Source organism: Candidatus Accumulibacter sp. ACC005 (assembly GCF_907163215.1).
GTDB lineage: Bacteria > Pseudomonadota > Gammaproteobacteria > Burkholderiales > Rhodocyclaceae > Accumulibacter > Accumulibacter regalis.
Window position 1 is genome coordinate 13175 of sequence record NZ_CAJQUB010000013.1, and the last position, 20072, is coordinate 33246.

Annotated in this window: 9 protein-coding genes and 4 pseudogenes; 9 read left to right on the forward strand and 4 right to left on the reverse strand. The window is 62.1% G+C overall.

Features of this window, described 5'->3' with window-relative positions; translation table 11 throughout:
* Positions 1 to 38: 38 nt before the first annotated feature.
* Both QZ613_RS16480 and QZ613_RS16485 read right to left on the reverse strand, forming a co-directional pair.
* A pseudogene (locus tag QZ613_RS16480) lies at positions 39 to 209 on the reverse strand (IS5/IS1182 family transposase); the annotation flags it as partial.
* Positions 210 to 438: 229 nt separating this feature from the next.
* Positions 439 to 2080 (reverse strand): annotated as a pseudogene (locus tag QZ613_RS16485) (IS1634 family transposase).
* A gap of 278 nt (positions 2081 to 2358) precedes the next feature.
* Between QZ613_RS16485 and QZ613_RS16490 the strand changes: the two are divergent.
* The 3 genes and pseudogenes from QZ613_RS16490 to QZ613_RS16500 form a co-directional block, all read left to right on the forward strand.
* Positions 2359 to 2532: pseudogene (locus tag QZ613_RS16490) on the forward strand (transposase); the annotation flags it as partial.
* A 297-nt stretch (positions 2533 to 2829) separates the two neighbouring features.
* Positions 2830 to 3567 (forward strand): choice-of-anchor K domain-containing protein, encoded by a 738-nt coding sequence (locus QZ613_RS16495; protein WP_291983261.1) that lies wholly within the window; start codon positions 2830 to 2832, stop codon positions 3565 to 3567.
* A gap of 217 nt (positions 3568 to 3784) precedes the next feature.
* Entirely contained in the window at positions 3785 to 5689 is a 1905-nt protein-coding gene (locus QZ613_RS16500) for a hypothetical protein (protein ID WP_291983263.1), read from the forward strand.
* A 90-nt stretch (positions 5690 to 5779) separates the two neighbouring features.
* On the opposite strand, the pseudogene QZ613_RS16505 reads toward QZ613_RS16500, so the two are convergent.
* A pseudogene (locus QZ613_RS16505) lies at positions 5780 to 5948 on the reverse strand (IS5/IS1182 family transposase); the annotation flags it as partial.
* Positions 5949 to 6052: 104 nt separating this feature from the next.
* Between QZ613_RS16505 and QZ613_RS16510 the strand changes: the two are divergent.
* From QZ613_RS16510 to QZ613_RS16520, 3 genes are read left to right on the forward strand one after another with little or no spacing between them, the layout of a single operon-like run.
* On the forward strand, positions 6053 to 9181 hold the full coding sequence (locus QZ613_RS16510; RefSeq protein ID WP_291983265.1) for a serine/threonine-protein kinase: 3129 nt from the start codon (positions 6053 to 6055) through the stop codon (positions 9179 to 9181).
* A complete protein-coding gene (locus QZ613_RS16515; protein ID WP_291983267.1) occupies positions 9178 to 9351 on the forward strand; it encodes a hypothetical protein in 174 nt (57 codons plus the stop codon). The genes QZ613_RS16510 and QZ613_RS16515 overlap by 4 nt, the downstream gene beginning before the upstream one ends.
* 12 nt (positions 9352 to 9363) lie before the next feature.
* The gene (locus QZ613_RS16520) at positions 9364 to 9774 is read left to right on the forward strand and encodes a hypothetical protein (protein ID WP_291983269.1); all 411 of its coding nucleotides are present in this window, start codon (positions 9364 to 9366) and stop codon (positions 9772 to 9774) included.
* A gap of 42 nt (positions 9775 to 9816) precedes the next feature.
* On the opposite strand, the gene QZ613_RS16525 is transcribed toward QZ613_RS16520, so the two are convergent.
* The gene (locus tag QZ613_RS16525; protein ID WP_291983271.1) at positions 9817 to 10716 is read right to left on the reverse strand and encodes an adenylate/guanylate cyclase domain-containing protein; all 900 of its coding nucleotides are present in this window, start codon (positions 10714 to 10716) and stop codon (positions 9817 to 9819) included.
* Between the two features lie 369 nt (positions 10717 to 11085).
* On the opposite strand from QZ613_RS16525, the gene QZ613_RS16530 reads away from it, so the two are divergent.
* From QZ613_RS16530 to QZ613_RS16540, 3 genes are all read left to right on the forward strand, one after another.
* A complete protein-coding gene (locus QZ613_RS16530; protein WP_291983273.1) occupies positions 11086 to 13458 on the forward strand; it encodes a sigma 54-interacting transcriptional regulator in 2373 nt (790 codons plus the stop codon).
* 18 nt (positions 13459 to 13476) lie between these two features.
* Positions 13477 to 15897, forward strand: a complete 2421-nt coding sequence (locus QZ613_RS16535; RefSeq protein WP_291983275.1) for an ATP-dependent Clp protease ATP-binding subunit — start codon at positions 13477 to 13479, stop codon at positions 15895 to 15897.
* 340 nt (positions 15898 to 16237) lie between these two features.
* Positions 16238 to 20041 carry a serine/threonine-protein kinase gene (locus tag QZ613_RS16540; RefSeq protein WP_291983277.1) on the forward strand — a complete coding sequence of 1268 codons (3804 nt, stop codon included), beginning with the start codon at positions 16238 to 16240 and terminating at the stop codon, positions 20039 to 20041.
* The last annotated feature ends 31 nt before the right edge of the window (positions 20042 to 20072 follow it).

Sequence of the window (20072 nt, forward strand, 5' to 3'; positions counted from 1 at the left end):
GTGCGCCGTGCTAAGGCGGCGCACGTCGAACTCGGGTGGCCTTGATCGGTGCCGACAGTCACCACCTCAACGCCGATGATCACCTGACTTTCGGTGTCGGTGACGTACTGAAAGTTGAACGCCGGCCGAAATCCGCCATCGCCCATCTTCATGTTCGTCGCATCGTCATCGGTTGTCGAACAGCGGGCTTCACCCGGGTCCTTGCCCCTCGAGTTCGACAGATAAACCCGTAAGCCATTGAATATGCGCAATTCACGTAAGTGAAATTGGCACTACAAACGCTTGGCGGACGGTTCTGGCAGGGCGACGGTCTCGAACGGCTCCTTCTGTTGTGGCGTCATGGCCGACAGGCCGGACGCCCCCAAGTTCCGCAGTTAAACGCGTAAGCGCTTGATTTTGCTTGTTGCGAACAAGCAAAAATGACACTACAAGCCGTATTTACGGCTTTGGAAGGCTCAGTGCTGCGAACAGATCGAGTTGCTCCGGGGTAGTCTTGCTGATTCCGGTGAAGGAGCGCTCGCCGATGGCTGCGCGATGCTTCTGGATGCGGCGAAGCAGCTCGAGTGCGGTCTTTGGGCTGGCGCCGTTGCCGGCGGCTTTGAGCCGCATGCGCATGACCCGATAGAGCACCAGCGCCAGAAAGCAGATCAACGCGTGCGCGCGGATGCGCTCAGGCAGGCGGTGAAACACGGGCGCGATCTCAAGGTCGCTCTTGAGCACGCGAAAGCCGCGCTCGATGTCTGCGAGGTTCTTGTATCGCATGACCACCTCGCTGGCGGCCAGCTCGGCGACATTGGTCACCAGCACGAGCTTGCCGTCGAAGAGTTCGGCGCGCGTGATCGCTTCCTCATCGACACTGTAGCTGAAGCGCTCGGCTTGGTAGTCGGCCCTGACGAAGCGGGTCAGCTCGGCTTCTGAAACGGCGCGCTGAAAGCGGCTATAGGCGCCGCGATCGGTGGCGCGGCGTCCGCGTTCGCTCTTGCCTTCGTCCTGTGTATCGAGCTTGGCCACCAGTTCCGCGGCGAAAGCTTCCAGTGTTTTGATGCGCTCGCGTCGTCGCGCCGATTGCTCTGCCGCACGGATCGGGTCGTGGGCGACCACCAGACGCTGCTCGGCAAAGCTTCCCTCGGCAAGCCCCTGGACGAAGTGCATCGCTTCCAGCTTGCCGCCCAACTCGGCATAGCGCCGGGCCGGTACCGCCAGGATGAATTCGAGCTTGCGTTCGCTCGCCTCGGCCAACGCGCTGAGCTCGGCGATATTGTCCAGACTCAGCAGCCCCCGGTCGGCCACCAGGATCACACGCTGCACGGGGAAACCGCGCCAGCACCTTGTTCAGCATGCCCTGCAGCGTCTTGGTCTCCGCCACGTTGCCGGCATGCACGGTGTGCATCAGCGGCAGCCCCTCCGCGGACTGCACCACGCCGAGCACGAACTGGCGGGCGATCCCGCCCGTTTCCTTGTTCATGCCAAAGGCGCGCAGGTCGTCGGGCAGTCGCCCCTCGCCATGGATGCGCACTGTCGTGAGATCGTAGAACACGACGGACAGCTGTTGATCGAGCATCGGGCGCAGCTGCTCGGCGATACGCGCCTCGACCACTTCGGCACGCTCCATCAACGCGTCCATGGTGCGCAGCAGCTGGTCATGGGTGACCGACTCCGGCATGCCTGGCATCGCCACGGTTTCCAACCACTGCAGGCAACCGAGCTTGGAGTCCGGAGCACACAGCCGATTGAAGACCATCGCCCGCACCAGTGCTTCGGCATCGAAATTGCGCCGCGAAGAGCGCAGCGCACGCTTGATCGCGGCGCCAAAACCCAGGCTCTGCCAGAGTTCGTGCAACGCAAACACATCCCCGAAGGCCCGCGCGCGCTCGTACTCGACGGACTCGGCGGTGTTCGTGCTACGCCCGAGTGCGCGATTCAGGCCGTCGATGAGCGGATCGAGTTTCTTCGGTTCGAGTTGATCGAGTCGCCCAAGGTTGGCGATCACCCGCTGTCGCACCGCACCGGTGTCGGTGCGGAAGGACTCCACAATCTGCAGGTAGCTGCGGCCACCAGATCGGCTGATGCGCGTGTACATGTTGCGACTGTATCACGCTTCGTCCCTTTATATAGAGGCTGTACGTCAGTATGCGTGACACTACACGAATCTCGGAAAATCGACCTAAAGCCTACGCTAACCGATTGATTCAACAAGACGCCTCCGGGCTCACAACCCAAAAACGGCCGGCGAACTGCGGAACTTGCGTGGCTCAGTTGGGCCAGCCGCTGCCGACTGGAACCCTTCAAGCGCCTCGGCCGGACGATCACCAAGCATCTCTTCCTGGCGTCCTCAACGGTTTTCACCCCGGCAAGCACAATGGCCGTGTCGAAGCGATGAATCGAGCGCTCCAGGAGGCGCGCGCAAGAGCACGTGGCTATCGCCGCGTCGAGAACTTCATCGCCATGGCCTATCTCATCGCTGGAAAGCTCACTCATTTGCCCGTCTCGCCCTTCGCCCCGTTCTTGCCCGTTGCACACGAAACGACCTAAACCCGGTTTTCAACCACTTCTCGAAAAAAACTGGAATGAGTATGTCCAGAATTTGGATGCCTGACTTCATTTTTCTTTGACTGCCGTAGTTGCGATATGTCACAACGACCTTCAATCCCTCTGAGCAAGGGGATCTGAAGATTTTTAACCGCAGTTCGCGCTGCTGGTACGTTGCTTGCTAAGTAAATTTTAAGGGAGTGAAAGGTACGCTATGCAGAAATAATCGATCGCTCCCCTCTGACGATCCGTCGATTGACCGGATGCGTCTTCTCAATAACTCGTAAGAGGAGCCGACAAATGAACCAGACTTCGATCTTTTCGACCATCGCCTTTTCCATACTGCTAGGGTCTACGATCCATACCGCCGATGCGACACCAATCTCCGGGGCCTATACCGGAACATTTATCAGTCCGGTTCCGTCGGCGCCCCCCGCCGTCGCGTCCGGTCTTGGGACTAGAACCGTCAGCTGGGGCATACCTTGCGATGGATTCAGCAATTGCTACACTAGTCCAGGAGGGATAACGCCGCAAAGCAGTTTAGAATTCACGGCCGCGCCTTTCGTTACCGAAATCGGAATGCCGTTCGTGCTGGGTTCCATTCGATTTTACAACGGCACGGTGCAGCCCGGCACGGCGCTTGACCAAATCACACTATTCCTCGACGGCTCCGATATTTCGCCCACCGAATACGGGGGCTCTGAAAGCCGATTAATTTCAATCCTAAACACTCCCAACACCGGAGATCCAATTGCCAGCGCAGATCGTGCCATCATTCCGATGGCGTTTTTCCCGGCTGCCAATGAGTTCGGCGTATTGGAATCACAAAGTGCTATAGCGACCCTGCTTGGCGAGTTCAGGGAAGTCGGTGCGAATAGGCTGGATGTTGAGATTCTCGGCTTCGGCATGGTCACCAGTGGTAGCGGTTTTCTGGCTGGATATCCTCCGGCCGACATTCCGGAACCTTCTATTCACGCTCTGCTAGGCGTCGGTTTGCTTGGTTTGGCTGCCACGCGGAAGCGCAGGTGGCTGGTATAAGTTTAGCGGCGAAGCCGCGTCCTCCACCCATGGACCAGATCAAGTCCGACTTAGGCAATGACTGTTCTGCCCACATTGGCGGCTAGTTCCTGGTCCAACCCCGCCCCAGTGCGCGTGCGCGCTTACCAGACTCCGGCCCAACCAAACCAAGGTGCGCCAACCACATAGACATTCTTGATCTTAAACGATTGACTTCGCTGCGTAACGGAGATTCCCCATGGATAATTCGGTCAAACCAAAGAGCCTGATGGAAGCCATTTCAGACAAATTCGCGCTCATCACGAAAGAAAAGGATATGCAGAAGGTGCGCGAGAGTCTGCAAGACGTTGTGAACGCCGACGGCATTGGCGTCGCTACCCTTGCCGCTTGGCTACATGGTCTAGCGATCGGACACATACCTCTGAGCGAAAATGGCCAGTCGTCCCGCAATGCTGACATAATTCACGATCCGGAGAGTTGCCCATACATCTTCGTTCACGTTCCGACACGGGTATTCCGTAGCAATGTAAAGGAGTTGACTGAACGAAAAATCATGAACGCCAAAGTAGACCCCGCCTGGTTAATTTATCACGAGGATGGATTGATCGGAACGTTCAGTTTCCCTGAGCATCCGTCAATAAAAAAGGACGACGTCCGCCTTGCCTTGGCATCATTGGAGGGGCAGGGAATTCTGACTCGTGCCAATATCAACAATCGACAAATCCAGTTCAAGAATTCAACGTCGAGGAAGGTGATAGAAGGGCATCTCAAGAATTACAACGAGGAAGTCTATGTAAGAGTGCAGACGCAGGCAAGCGCAGATATCGATGGCGAGAGCATTTTCTTGCCCGACCACTTGAATTCCAATGAAAACAGAAAATGGTTTCAAAAAATAATCAGACAAAAATCACAATGCAACTACTGCTCCGTTCAAATACTTAATCCTAATGAAGCGACGCTCCACTCTGCACCATTTCATCATTCCCTTGCTTGCTCCTCCCCAGAAAAGAAAAGCGGTGAGCCTGCTTTTCTAGAGACAGTGCGCAACTACCAGTTCGGATTTACCTACGCGCCTTTTGGCGACCCACAAGAAGTATGTCACTTCTTGGCTTGGGATTTTCCAAATATTAATGAGACGGTGATGAATATGGACCCACAGCCGTACTCGTTCAGTGATCTTATACGCTTGGTCATGGTGATTCATAGCAATATCCTTGCATTCGCCAGCAAACATGATATTGAGGAAGTGGTTTCCATCGCTGGAGCTTGCAACCATTGGGGTGGCAACACCATCTATCATCAACACTATCAGTTCTTTTGCATTCCAGAGATACCTTTGCTTCACGCTGCTACCGAAGATGCGCCACTGACTATCTTCCGGGATGTTATGGTGAAAAAGTATAAATGGGCCGCACCGGTTTATCGTATCTCGGCTGCGGATGGTAAGCAAGCCAGCAATCAAGACATTATGTTTGTCGCTGACCGAGTGGCAAGAGAATGGCAACTCCTCAACGATGGTGTCGACGCATCCTACGGTAATGGAATCGAGATCAATAATCACACACAAAACATCTTCGCGTCGATAACTGACGGGGCGGTCACCGCTGTCTTTATTCCACGACACAGAGGAAAGTTGTCGACCAGTAAAGAGAAAAATAGGATTCAGAAAATAAACGCTGGTACGTTGGAAATGATGGGATATTTTATTATTGACGAAAAATCTCAGTTCGACATGTTGGATAACGAACCGGCAAGCGCGCGCACAGAACTGGGAAACTCGTGGTTATCAGAGTTAGCTCCGAAGCAAACCAGTGTAGAGAGCTTCGAACAACGCCTGCACAACTGCTTGGACGGCCGCGTTGTCGAGTTCGAGAAGATAATTGAAGATGCGTTGCACCTGCAAGATTCATGGTCTGCCTGTTACGACATGTGCGCGATATGGCAGGAAATAAAGGTAAGCAAGCTGGATGATGGGCAAAGATTTTACCTTCGTAACTGCATCAACGACCAATGGCGCAAAAGAACAGGTCAGATATTGATTCCTGTCGGCCAGTCTTCGCACTCCGAAAAAAGCCCATCACGACTACTGCAAGCGCTGAACACAAACGCTGTGATTCAATTTAGAGAAACGGCCGCCGGCTGATAAATGGACGTACACTGAATATTTGATGCCAAGAAGGTTAATTAGCCTATCTAAGGCTACTGGTCGCACTCTTTCATACTGCAGGCCAATTTAGCCAACGCGGACGGACTTCGGCATGCTCAGATGCGTGAAGATGTTGATGATAGCGGCCCGGATGTGGGTTTCGGTCAGTAGCCGCTAGAAGACGGATACGGGAGTACGAGCTGTCGCCCAGTTGTTTCAGCAGGTACATCGTGTTTTCGGCAACGCTGCACCTGTGAAGGCGTTGGGCAGAAGCGATGAGCCGGTCGGCTTGCGGTGGAGAATTTCTGTGCTCATAATGCCCATGTCCACCCTATGGGCAGCGACCCAGGAGGCTTCCGCATGACTGAAGTCTACTCGTATCCTTCGGGAACGCCGGTTCCCCCCTTTGCCAGCGGTACGCGGCCTGGAGCGAGAGTGCAGACCGCCAGTCCCGGAATCTTAAGACGCAAGGAGGAAGTCCTCGACGGCTATACCGTTGACGAGCCGCTCGGCGAAGGAGGGTTCGGCCAGGTCTTCAAGCTGAGCATCAGGGTCCCCGAATTGCGCGAGTACGCCGTCAAGCGCTTGCTTCTCGCCGACTACCCGCCGCCAGAGCCGGGCCGGATACAGCACGAGAGCGAGGTGCCCGCCAGCTTCCATCGGCGCTTGTTCCTGCGCGAGATGCAGACCTGGATCGATCTGCCCGAGCACCCGAACCTCGTCACCTTTCGTTTCCCGCGACTGGAAGACGACGCCTTGTATCTGTTTGCCGACTACATCGACGGCGGCTCGCTCGACGACTGGATGCACCGGCGCAAGGAAGTCTGGGAGAAGCGCAAGGAGCCCACCTCCCTGGCCTCGATCCTCGACATCGCCATCCAGATTGCCTGGGGTCTGCAAGCCTTGCATTCCTGGAAAGTGACCCATGCCGACCTCAAGCCGGCCAATGTCCTGTTGACCAAAAGCGGGCTGGTCAAGGTTGGTGATTTCGGCCTCACCGGCGCGACCAGCGCCGGTGGGACGTTCGGGTACCCAGAGGGAACCCTTTACTACCGATCACCCGAACAACACAAGAGATTGCCGCTCGAGTTTCCGACCGACCTGTGGAGCTGGGCTGTCATCGTGCTGCAAATGTTCTGGGGGGCGGTGCCGGACGGTCCTGATCCAGACCAAGTGAAGAAGAATCTGGCGACGGCGGTGGCGTCCGACCCGCAGCCTTGGTTGCCGCCGATCCCCGAGCCCGTGGCCGCGCTGTTGCGCCGCTGCTTCGCGACCAAACCCACCGACCGCCCCGAAAGCGCGGGGAAGATCGCCGAAGAACTGCGGGCGTACTTGACACAGGCCGGCCAGCCGCACGGGCGCGACGAGCCCCGCTTCCTGGACGCCGTCGGGCGCACGCTGGAATCCCACGACAGGCGCAGCAGGTTTGGTGGGCAGTGGGAGGATGCGCGTGAGCTGATCGTTTCGCTGGTCGGACCCGACGCCGCGCAGAAGCTGCTGCTGCCGCGCGAGGGACTAGGACGGCGAGCGCAGGCGGTGGCCGATCTGGCCGCCTACGAGGAAGCGCGGCGCATCCTCGCCTCGCAGGTTGAGCAATTGGACGTCGGCACCGCTCCGCGCCAGGACCGGGAGCGTGAGCTTGCCATGACGCTGCTGAACAAGGCGTTGATCCACGAGCAGCTGGATGACACTCCCGGGCAACTGGCTCATTACCACCGGGCGATCGAACTGCTCGAGTCGTTGGTGAACACCCGCCCCGAACTGGTGAACGACCTGGCCGGTGCCTGGGAGAATAAGGGCGTCGCGCTCAAAAACTTGGGCCGGCTCGCCGAGGCCCTCGCGGCCTACGATCGCGCCATCGGGCTCTTCGTGCCACTGGTGAACACCCACCCCGAACTGGCCAACTACCTGGCCCTTGCCTGGACGAGCAAGGGCGACGCGCTCCAAAGCCTGGGCCGGCTCGACGAGGCTGTCGCGGCCCACGATCGCGCCATCGACCTCGTCGCGCCGCTGGTGGACACAGGTCTCGAACTGGCCACTGCCTGGATGAACAAGGGTAACGCACTTGCAGACCTGGGCCAGCTCGACGAGGCCATCACGGCCCATGATCGCGCGATCGACATCTTCGAGCCGCTTGTGAACACCCGCCCCGAACTGGCCAGCAACCTAGCCGTTGCCTGGAATAACAAGGGCGGCGTGCTCGCTCTTTTGGGTCGGATCACCGAGGCCATCGCTGCCTACGATCGCGCCATCGGTATCTTCGAGCCGTTGGTGGACAGCCGCCCCGAACTGGCCGTGGCCTGGTCGGCGAAGGGCCTCGCGTTCGCAAGCCAAGGCCGGCACGCCGAGGCCATCGCGGCCTGCGATCACGCCATTGGCCTCTACGAGCCGCGGGTGAACACCCGCCTCGAACTGGCCAACGACTTGGCCGTGGCTTGGGCGGCCAAGGGCCTCGCGTTCGCAAGGCAAGACCGGCACGCCGAGGCCATCGCGGCCTGCGATCGCGCCATCGGCATGTTCGAGCCGCTGGTGAATAACCGCCCCAGGCTCGCCAACGTACTGGCCGGTGCCTGGGCCAACAAGGGCAATGCGCTCCAAAGTCTGGGCCAGCTAACCGAGGCGATCGCGGCTTACGATCGTGCCACCAGTATCCGGGAGCTGCTGGTAAATACACGCCCTGAACTGGCCAACGACTTGGTCAGCGACTTGGCCGATGCCTGGGCGGACAAGGGCAACGCGCTCGCAGGCCTGGGCCGTCTTGACGAAGCACTCGCGGCCTACGATCGTGCCATCGGCCTCTACGAGCAGCTTGTGAGCGCCCACCCCCAACTGGCTAGCAACCTGGCCAAGGCTTGGGGGAACAAGGGTAACGCGCTCCAACGCCTGCGCCGGCTGGACGAGGCCCTCACGGCCTCGGAGCAAGCCATCGGCATCGGCGAGCCGCTGGTAACAACACACCCTGAGCTGGCCGCCAGCTTAGCCAGTGCCTGGATGAACAAGGGACTCGCGCTCAAAAACCTGGGCCGGCTCGCCGAGGCCCTCGCGGCCTACGATCGCGCCATCGCCATCCGCGAGCCGCTGGCGAACACCCACCGGGAGCTAGCCAATGATTTGGCCGCGGTCTGGGTGAACAAGGGCAACGCGCTCCAACACCTGGGCCGGCTTGCCGAGGCCATTGCGGCGTGGGATCGCGTCATCGGCATCCGCACGCCGCTGGTGAACACCCGCCCTGAACTGGCCAACGGCCTAGCCAGTGCCTGGGTGAACAAGGGCAACGCGCTTGCAGGTTTGGGCCGGATGACCGAGGCCCTTGCGGCCTACAATCACGCGATCGGCATTCGGAATCCGCTGGTGGACACCAATCCCGAACTCGCCAATGACCTGGCCGGTGCTTGGATGAACAAGGGCATCGCGCTTCAACACCTGGGCCGGTTCGCCGAGGCCAACGCGGCCTGCGAGCAAGCCATCCGCATCCGCCTCGGCCGGTGAACACCCGCCCCGAACTGGCCAACAACTTGGCCAGTTTGTATGTGAACAAGGTTACCGCGCTCAGGACGCAGGGGAAGCTTGCCGAGGCGATTGAACTGTGCACCAGGGTGATCGCGCTCGATGGCGCCAACGTCGTCGCCTGGCAGGCGTGCGCAGAATGGCGCCTGTAGCGGGCCATCAGCTTGCACGATCGCACCGAGGCCACCCGCCTCATGGCGCAGACGCGCGATGATCAGCGGCGGGCGATCGAGCTCGAACCGGAGAACGAACAGGGCGTCCTCAACCTAGTCGAGGCAAACCTGTGCGACGCGCAGGCACAGGCTGCCTTTGACTTGGCAGGCACGCTCTGGATGCGCCTGAAAGAGCCGCACAATCGCGTGATCTGTGCCTGGCTCGGTGCGCTCACCGCGCTTGCGGCGGGGATCCCGCAAGCGCGATGGACGGAGTACCGAACCTTGCTGGCCGCTCGCGAGACCGCGCTCTCGCCGACCGCCTGGGGCCTGGTCGAAGTCGAGCAGTGGCTCGCCCGCATAGAGGAAATCCACCAACTGTTCCTCTCCTATTTCAGCGAGGCGGGGCCGGCGATCCGTTGAGGGGGTGCGGCGCGAGGCGAGGGGTAAGCCGCTCCGCCGCGGCTATGCCTCCCGCGTCTCACACACGAAGGTCGCCGCCGCCGCTTCGGGATCCTGTGGATAGCGGCCGAACCATAGGGTGCCCGACTTGCGCAGATGGATCTGCCCCGGTGCCCGAAACGTGTCCGGCATACCGTCGAAGCGCAGGTACACGCCATTGAGGCTGGTATCGAGCAGCACGAAATGCCCGCCCCAATACTCGATGGCGGCGTGGTGGCTGGAGGCGCATGGGTCGTCGATCACGAGCCGGTTCGTATCCATACGGCCGATGGTGAGCGGCTCGCTGGTCTTGTTGATGACGTATTCCCTGCCGCCGTGTCGCAGCCGCAGATGCGAGTCGGCGAAGACGAAATTGTCCGCAGCGAAGCGCGCGGGTGCAAGGTCGGTGGCCGGCCGCCACAATACCTCCCACACGTCAACCGGGGTGTCGAAGCCTTTGAGGGCTTTGTCGCCGCGTGGGTACATGTTTTCCTGGAGGGTGCCCGACAGGCGGTCCCGCACTGTCTGGGTGGTGAGGATGCGCTCGACGGTGGCCAGCCCCGCCACGCGGGCGGCAAGATTGACCACGTCGCCGAGATAGTCGTCCTTCAGCCGGATCACGGAACCCCAGTGAAAGCCGATGCGCACCGACAGCGGTCTGTCCTGGCAGCGTTCCTGGGCTCTGAGTTGCATCTGCCTGGCGGCCAGTGCGGCGGCATCCGGGTCGGCGAACGCGCTCATGAGTTCGTCGCCGATCGTCTTGACCTTCTCGCCGTCGTAGCGGCGGGTGATCTCGACGAGATCCTTGAGCAGCGAACCGATCAGCTTCCGTGCGGGCCCGTCGCCGAGCCGGTGGTAGAGCCGGGTGGACCCGCACACGTCGGCAAACAGGATTGCCCTTGACACCTCGTGATTTCCGCCCATCGCACTCTTCCCCTCGGCTTTCACTCTAGCGCAGAGCGGGGGCTCATGACCAGTCCCCGACCTGATGCCCGACCTCGGCAGAAATTGGAACGCCGCCTCCGGAACCTGGAAGTGGTATCGATCGGGCAACCGGCCCGCCCCAGCCATGCCGCCCCGTGCACTCCGCAGCATACGGCTCCAGACCCCTGGGGCGCACCCAGAGCGATGGCACAGAATTTGCTGAAAATGATCCGCAGCCAGTCGGTACAGCCGGCGCGAGGCATTCCGCCGAGCGTTCGAACGGAGCAACGTGGCTGCGGCATAATGCTCCGTATCGGTCGATTGCTTTGGCGGTTTTCGCAGATGCCGGAACGAAGAGAGAGGGGAAGCATGAGTTCGACGAATGTCCAGGCGAGAATTCAGGTCTATCGGGACGGCGACACCGGGGACCGCGAGGTTTGCGACAGCTATCTGTTCAACGAGGACAAACTGATCATCACCATCGGTTCCGAGCCCACTAACGATATCCAGTTGCGCGATCCGCACGATCATGTTTCCGCGCAGCACGCGGCGATCATTCGCGACCCCGAGCAACCGACGTCTGGGATTCTGCGGGACCTCGGGTCCACAAACGGAACTTCCATCGACGACCAAGGCAATCCCATCGACATCCAGCAGTGGCCGTTCGAAGGGCGGACGCGGGCCTTCGTGAGCACGTTCAGACTCGACATCGATTTGACTCCGGAGAAGGGTCCCTGGGATCGTGTCATGTTCGAGAACCTGCCCGAACGGGCGGCAGCGAAACCGGGATTTCGTTCGGAACTAAGTCCTTTGCGGCCGCTGGCGTATCCGCCGCAGGATTTGATTTCGCTGCAGGTCGGACATCAGGAGCGAAAGACGATCGTCGATGCTCTATGCGGGCAGTTCGTTCGAGACCACAGTTGGACCGAGGCAATGGATCTGCTGGCTCGAAGCGTCGGCGACGCCCTAAACGCAACGAACAGCGTGATTCGCATGCAGGCCGAAGGCGGGCGCATCTCGCTGCCCACAGATGCCCCACCGATTAACGCGCCAAAGGCAGCCGGGGGCGAAGTGGCTGCCGGCAGGTACGCTGTTGCCGATCGGCAGATGATCGTTCCGCTGCTCGACCGCAGCACGGAACCCCCGAGAGTGGTGGGAGATTGGACGTTGGTTCGCGATGTGCCGAACGCCAGGTCCTTCACCAAAAACGACGCGAAGTTCCTCACGGAATTGGCAGCCTGGGTACTGCGCATGAGTACCGATCATGCCCACAAAAAACCGACGCCATCCCGCCGTTCGCGGGCGTGGCCGTTGCGGGTCGTTGGTGCGAGTGAGGCGTTTCGAAAGATGATGGAGGAAGTCCACCAGGCCGCTTCGAGCCGGATCACACGCGTTCTGCTGCTCGGACCGACCGGAGTTGGAAAAACTTTCATAGCCGAAGAAATTCATCGATTGTCGCGCAGTTCCCCGGAGAAATTCGCAGCGCCAAATTGCGGCAATCCGTCCGCCGAGGCGCAGTATCTCGAATTGTTCGGCGGCTTGATGATGAACTTCAGGGAGACGCGCCTTGGCGCTTTCGAACAGGCTGACGGCGGAACAGTTTTCCTCGATGAGGTCCACGCGCTGGCACCAGAAACGCAGCAGGCCCTGAAGGCTTGTATGAGTGAGATCGGCGGTACGCGGATGTCTTTTACGCCAATGGCTACTGCGCGCAAGGTAACGGTGGACGTGCGCATCATTTCCGCAACGGACCGGACTCTCGAGGAACTGGTAGCGCTGGGCAAGTTCGACAGCGCGCTGCTTCGGCGGCTCCGGGGCGATGTCATCACCGTTCCGGAACTGGCGAAGCGCATCGGGGACATTCCCATGCTCGCGGTTTGTTTCCTCGATGAGATTGCAGCAGCCGACGAGGATGGGGCGGCACCGCTGCGCCTGACGGCGAGGGCGAGGAAAGCTCTGATGGGCTGCAACTGGTTCGAGAACGTGGGTGCGCTAAAAGCCGTCATCGCCAGCGCCTATGCGAGGGCAAAGTCGAGAGGTCATTTTGGGCCCGTCGAGGATGACAACGATGGCGCAAAAGCGGGTAGGGTAGCTGGACAGAAGAGGACGTCTGGAAACTACGCGCCGCCGCCGGAACATACCCCCAGCGGAAACAGTAGCAGCCACAGAATTTTCCAGAGGGGATTTGTCGGCGGCGTGATCGACGTGTACGACCTCGCACTACCGAAGCAAGTACACGGCGACGGCGCCACGGACGTGAAGGCCGAAACTTTGGACGAGCGGGACCTCGACCACATATTGATCAAATTGAAAGAGCTCAAGGGCGACCACAAGAGAGCGGCGTCCCAACTCGGAATCAGCGTGACCACGCTTAACCAGAGACTGGATAACTGGTGCATTCCACGCTGCTACGGCAAGACCAAGCCGGATCTCGCACCGACCGATAGGGCACAGAAGACGCGCATCGAGAATGCCATGAAGGCGCTCGCCGAGCCGCGTAGCCGCTGGTCCGATTCGCCCAAGGCTCTCGCGCCTTTCTATTTGCAAGTGATTACCGAACTGGCGGCTGCCGATTTCGCCGTCAAGGACGTGGAGGCGTTCGCCAGGCGACTGGATGATCTCGGGATCCCGCGCCACTTTCCCTGGACGACCGAAAGAGTGCGGCAATACATACGCGAACAGGCACCGGAGGCAAGGAAGAAACCGGGCCCTGCCCAACCGAACCCCATGCTGTCCTGTTGACTGGAAAGTTGAGCGTCCGTGGTGGCTTATTCACAGGGACTGCTGCTGGCGTGGACGCTTGCCGCCCAGGAAGCGTTTTCGGCCAGTTCGCGCAAGATCGAACCGGCGCATTTCCTTCTCGCGGTGTGCCGCGTCTGCACGCTCGAGCGCGACGAGCTCGACGAGACCTGGCCGGAGGATGCGGCCACCATACGGCGCGTGCTGCGCGAGCGCGACGAGGCCTTGCGCGTGCTCGGCAGCGCTGGACTGGAGCCGGCTGTGTTCCGCGAGCAACTCCATGCGTTGGTCGACAAGCCCGGTCCGCGCCCACCCTCGCTCGTCGTCATCCACCGCGACAGCGCTTCGCGCGAACTGTTCCGCCAGGTGGAGCTGATTGCCGGCGCCCATCACCGCCACGAACCCGCGCTGGTCGATCTGCTCGACGCGCTCGGCGGCCTGCTGGCCGGGGCGCCATGGCATTCCCTGCTCGCTGAATTGGGCCTCGGCGAGTCCTGGCAACAGGTCTTCGCTGCGCGCACCAGTCTCGCCGTGCCGGCAACGGAGATTTTCCCCGCGCCCGGGTGGCGGCCCCGAGTCTCGCTAGCCACGCCCGAACTCGACCGCATCGGCCGCGATCTCACGCGGCTGGCAGCCGAAGGAAAGCTCGACACGGTGCTCGGCCGCGATGCCGAGATCGACCTTCTGGTAGCCGTGCTCGCGCGCAAGAAAAAGCGCAACGCCAAGCTGGTGGGCGAGGCCGGTGTTGGCAAGACGGCGATCGTCGAGGGTCTTGCCCGGCGTATGCGCGAGGGCACCCTGGGCACTGCCTTTGAGGATGTTCGCCTGGTCGAGATCGGCATCGGCGATCTGGTCGCCGGCACCAAGTACCGCGGCGAGTTCGAGCAGCGGCTCGGAAACATCGTGCGCGAAGCCGCGCAGGCCGGGGCAATCCTCTTCATCGACGAATTTCACACCGTGCTCGGTGCCGGCGATGCCGAAGGCGGCACCGATGCCGCCAACCTGCTCAAGCCTGCGCTCGCCCGCGGCGAGCTGCAGGTCATCGGCGCCACGAGCATCGACGAATACCGCCGCCATGTCGAGCGCGATCCCGCGCTGGCCCGGCGCTTCTCGCTGGTGTGGATCGACGAGCCCAATCGCGAGGCCGCCCTGGCCATCCTCGCGCGTCTTCGCGAGGAACTCGAATCTCACCACGCCGTGACCATCGACGACGAGGCGCTCGCAACGGCGGTGGACCTCTCCATCCGCTATCTGCCCGACCTGTGCCTTCCCGACAAGGCCATCGACGTCCTCGACCAGGCCTGCGCCGGCAGCCGTTTCCATCGCCGCGACCCAGGCGTCGATTCAACACCGCGCATTGACCGCGCCCGCGTCGCCGCAGTGATCGCCGCGCGCTGCCGTGTGCCCATCGAAACGCTGGGCACCGACGAGAGCCAGCGGCTGCTCGACATGGAAAGCGTTCTGCGCCAGCGCGTTCTCGGCCAGGAGGAAGCCATCGCTGCCGTGGCGGACGCCTTGCGCACCAGCCGGGCGGGGCTTGCCGATCCGCGGCGTCCGGCCGCCGCCTTGCTGTTCGCCGGCCCCAGCGGAACAGGCAAGACTGAATTGGCGAAGGCGCTGGCGCAGTTCGTCTTCGGCGCCGAACGGCGCCTGCTACGCCTCGACATGTCCGAGTACATGGAGAAACATGCCGTCTCCCGGCTGATCGGTGCGCCGCCCGGCTACGTCGGCCACGACAGTGATGGCCAGCTCACCGGCCCGATACGCTCCAACCCCTACAGTGTGGTATTGCTCGACGAGATCGAGAAGGCTGACCCGGATGTCCTCGACCTTCTTCTGCAGGTACTCGACGAGGGTCAGCTCACCGATGTTCGCGGCCGCGCAGCCTCGTTTCGCGAGGCGATCATCATCATGACCACCAACCTCGGGGTGGAGTCCGGCAGCGGCGACGGCATGGGTTTCGTTCAGGCGACCGCAGCCGAAGCAGCGCCTGACCCCAGCCGGCACCGCCGGCGCATCGTCCGCGCCTTGCGCGAAGCCCTGCGCTCGGAGTTCCTCAACCGTATCGGTGATATCGTTTGCTTTCACCCCTTCGATCGAGCCACAGCGCGGGCGATCATAGATTTTCAGCTTGCCGAGGTCACGGAACGGCTGGGCGAGAAGCGCGTCATGCTGGCCGTGACCGATCAAGGCTACGACGTGCTGATGCGCGAGGGCTTCGACCTGCGCGAAGGTGCCCGCGGACTGAGACGGGCGATCGAAAGACGCATTGTGCGGCCCTTGTCGCGGTTGCTGCTGGTGTCAGGCAGCACCAAACCGGATCCGATGACCTTGCTATTCGACGGCAGCAATCTCGAACAGACTGATCGCGAACCGGGCAGGGCATGTTGCAGCGGCGAAAGCGGCTTGCAGTTGAGCTCGGCAAACGACGTGTCCGGGTAGCCACGGATAGCCCCGGATCGAAATTCCGACCAGCCGCCTTCAGTGGCTGGAATCGCGGCGTCCCGGATGGCCGCACACCTTCCGTCTATGCTTTTGCAAACTGATGGCTCGTTGCCAAATCACGTTGCTTGGCTGTCAGCGGTGATCCTGGCACGCTGCTGCCTCGGCGAGAGTGCGTTGCCATCGCCGGAGCACCGTCTCCTGCTGCGGCGCCTCGCAGGGACAAGGTCGGCTTGCCGCCTGAATTTCTGGTGCCCATAATACCCATATCAATCCTATGTGCATCGATCCGGAAGGCGGCTCCCCGGCTGCCGATGATTCTCGCGCAGGAGGAATCCGCATGACTCAAGTCTATTCGCATCCCTCAGGCACGCCAGTTCCGCCCTTTGCCAGCGATCCGCAACTCGGTGTGAGGGGGGCCGCCGGTCCCGGAATATGGAAACCAAAGGAGGAAGTCCTCGACGGCTATGCCGTCGACGAGCCCCTTGGCGTAGGCACCTTCGGACAGGTCTACAAGCTCAGCATCAGGGTTCCCGAACTGCGCGAGTACGCCGTCAAGCGTTTGCTCCTCGCCGACCACCGGCAGCCGGAGCCAGGCGGGATGCAGCCCAAGAGCGACGTGCCCGCCAACTTTTTCCGGCGCTTGTTCCTGCGCGAGATGCAGACCTGGATCGATCTGCCCGAGCACCCGAACCTCGTCACCTTTCGTTTTCCGCGACTGGAAGACGACGCCTTGTATCTGTTCGCCGACTACATCGACGGCGGCTCGCTCAACGACTGGATGCGCGGGCGCGAGGAAGCCTGGGAGAAGCGCAAGGAGCCGACCTCCCTGGCCTCGATTCTCGACATCGCCATCCAGATCGCCTGGGGCCTGCAAGCCTTGCACTCCTGGAAAGTGACCCATGCCGATCTCAAGCCGGCCAATGTCCTGTTGACCAAAGGCGGGCTGGTCAAGGTCGGTGATTTCGGCCTCACCGGCGCGACCAGCGCCGGTGGGACGTTCGGGTACCCAGAGGGAACCCTTTACTACCGATCACCCGAGCAACACAAGAGATTGCCGCTCGAGTTTCCGACCGACCTGTGGAGCTGGGCTGTCATCGTGCTGCAAATGTTCTGGGGGGCGGTGCCGGACGGTCCCGATCCAGACCAAGTGAAGAAGAATCTGGCGACGGCGGTGGCGTCCGACCCGCAGCTTTGGTTGCCGCCGATCCCCGAGCCCGTGGCCGCGCTGTTGCGCCGCTGCTTCGCGACCAAACCCACCGACCGCCCCGAAAGCGCGGGGAAGATCGCCGAAGAACTGCGGGCGTACCTGGAACAGACTGGCCAACCGCATGGGCGCGACGAGCCTCGCTTCCTCGACGTCGCCGGGCGCACGCTCGAATCCCACGACCGGCGCAGCAGGTTTGGTGGTCAGTGGGCGGATACGCGTGAGTTGCTCGTCTCGCTGGTCGGACCCGAAGCAACGCAGAAGCTGTTGCTGCCGCGCGATGGACTGGGACGGCGGGCACAGGCGGTGGCTGATCTCGCCGCCTATGAGGAAGCGCGGCGCCTCCTCACCTCGCCGGTCCAGCAATTAGACGTCGGCACCGGTCCGCGCCAAGACCTGGAGCGCGAGCTTGCCTTGACGCTACTGAACAAAGCGCTGATCCACGAACAGTTGGATGACACGCCCGGTCAACTGGCTCATTACAACCGGGCGATCGAGCTGCTCGATCCACTGGTGGACACCCGTCCCGAACTGGCCGCCGCATGGACGAACAAGGGCCTCGCGCTCGAAATGCTGGGCCGGCTCGCCGAGGCCCTCGCGGCCCACGATCGTGCTATCGGCCTCTACGAGCCTCTGATGAACACCCGCCCCGAACTGGCCAGTGACCTGGCAGGCGCCTGGATGAACAAGGGCGTCGCGCTCGGAGACCTAGGCCGGCTCCCCGAGGCACTCGCGGCCTACGATCGCGCCATCGACTTCGTCGCGCCGCTGGTGAACACCCGCCCCGAACTGGCCAACTACCTGGCCGGCGCCTGGGTGAACAAGGGTAGCGCGCTCGCGGATCTGGGCCGGCTCGCCGAGGCCCTCGCGGCCCACGATCGTGCTATCGGCCTCTACGAGCCTCTGATGAACACCCGCCCCGAACTGGCCAGTGACCTGGCCGGCGCCTGGATGAATAAGGGCAACGCGCTCGTAGGCCTGGGTCGGTTCGCCGAGGCCCTTGCGGCCCACGATCGCGCCATCGGCCTCTACGAACCGCTGGTCGACACCCGCCGTGAACTGGCTAACGACCTGGCTGCGGCCTGGATGAACAAGGGCAACACACTCATCAGGCTGGGCCGGCTCGCCGAGGCTCTCACGGCCTTCGATCGCGCCATCGGCCTCTACGAGCCGCTGGTCGACACCCGCCGTGAACTGGCTAACGACCTGGCCGCAGCCTGGATGGGCAAGGGCAACGCGCTCCAATTCCTGGGCCAGTTCGCCGACGCCCTTGCGGCCCACGATCGCGCCATCGGCCTCTACGAGCCTCTGATGAACACCCGCCCCGAACTGGCCAGTGACCTGGCCGGCGCCTGGACGAACAAGGGCGTCGCGCTCGGAGACCTAGGCCGGCTCCCCGAGGCACTCGCGGCCTACGATCGCGCCATCGGCTTCCTCACTCCGCTGATGAACACCCGCCCCGAACTGGCTAACGACCTGGCCACTGCCTGGATGAACAAGGGCAACGCGCTCGTAGGCCTGGGCCGGTTCGCCGAGGCACTCGCGGCCTTCGATCGTGCTATCGGCCTCTACGAGCCGCTGATGAACACCCGCCCCGAACTGGCCAATGACCTGGCCCGTACCTGGGCGGCCAAGGGCCTCGCGTTCGCAAGCCAAGACCGGCATGCCGAGGCCCTCGCGGCCCATGATCGCGCCATCGCCCTCTACGAGCTGCTGATGAACACCCGCCCCGAACTGGCCAGTGACCTGGCCGGCGCCTGGACGAACAAGGGCGTCGCGCTCGGAGACCTAGGCCGGCTCCCCGAGGCACTCGCGGCCTACGATCGCGCTATCGGCCTCTACGAGCCGCTGATGAACACCCGCCCCGAACTGGCCAATGACCTGGCCCGTGCCTGGGCGGCCAAGGGCCTCGCGTTCGCAAGCCAAGACCGGCATGCCGAGGCCCTCGCGGCCCATGATCGCGCCATCGCCCTCTACGAGCTGCTGATGAACACCCGCCCCGAACTGGCCAACGACCTGGCCGCGGCCTGGGTGGGCAAGGGCGTCGCGCTCGCACGCCTGGGCCGGTTCGCCGAGGCACTCGCGGCCTTCGATCGTGCTATCGGCCTCTACGAGCCGCTGATGAACACCCGCCCCGAACTGGCCAATGACCTGGCCCATGCCTGGGCGGCCAAGGGCCTCGCGTTCGCAAGCCAAGACCGGCATGCCGAGGCCCTCGCGGCCCATGATCGCGCCATCGCCCTCTACGAGCTGCTGATGAACACCCGCCCCGAACTGGCCAACGACCTGGCCGCGGCCTGGATAGGCAAGGGCGTCGCGCTCGCAGGTCTGGGCCGGCTTGACGAGGAGGTCCTCGCGGCCTTCGATCGTGCCATCGGCTTCCTCGCTCCGCTGCTGAGCTCCCGCCCCGAACTGGCCAACGACCTGGCCGCGGCCTGGGTGGGCAAGGGCGTCGCGCTCGCACGCCTGGGCCGGTTCGCCGAGGCACTCGCGGCCTTCGATCGTGCTATCGGCCTCTACGAGCCGCTGGTGAACACCCGCCCCGAACTGGCCGACGACCTGGCCTGCGCGTGGACGTACAAGGGCCACGCGCTCGCAGACCTTGGCAGGCCAGACGAGTCTCTCGCGGCCTATGATCGCGTCATCGATCTCTACGAACCGTTGGGGAACACCCGCCCCGATCTCGCCAGCGACTTGGCCCGTAGATATATGAGCAAGGTTGCCGCGCTCAGGGCGCGGGGGAAGCTCGCCGAGGCGATCCCCCTATGCACACGGGCCATCGAGCTCGATGGTGCCAACGCCGCTGCTTGGCTAGCGCGCGCAGCATGCCACATGCAGTTGGCAGCCGGCGTGCAGGATCTCACCGAGGCCGCCCGGCTCATCGCACTAGGGCGCGAGGATTATCGCCGGTGGAACGAACTTAAACTGGAGAACTAACAGGGGGCCCTCAACCTGGTCGAGGCCGACC

What these genes read in the sequence shown, in the direction of transcription:
- QZ613_RS16495 (WP_291983261.1), top strand. Translation starts at nt 2,830, where the DNA reads ATGAACCAGACTTCGATCTTTTCGACCATCGCCTTTTCCATACTGCTA.
- QZ613_RS16500 (WP_291983263.1), top strand. Translation starts at nt 3,785, where the DNA reads ATGGATAATTCGGTCAAACCAAAGAGCCTGATGGAAGCCATTTCAGAC.
- QZ613_RS16510 (WP_291983265.1), top strand. Translation starts at nt 6,053, where the DNA reads ATGACTGAAGTCTACTCGTATCCTTCGGGAACGCCGGTTCCCCCCTTT.
- QZ613_RS16525 (WP_291983271.1), bottom strand. Translation starts at nt 10,716, where the DNA reads ATGGGCGGAAATCACGAGGTGTCAAGGGCAATCCTGTTTGCCGACGTG.
- QZ613_RS16530 (WP_291983273.1), top strand. Translation starts at nt 11,086, where the DNA reads ATGAGTTCGACGAATGTCCAGGCGAGAATTCAGGTCTATCGGGACGGC.
- QZ613_RS16540 (WP_291983277.1), top strand. Translation starts at nt 16,238, where the DNA reads ATGACTCAAGTCTATTCGCATCCCTCAGGCACGCCAGTTCCGCCCTTT.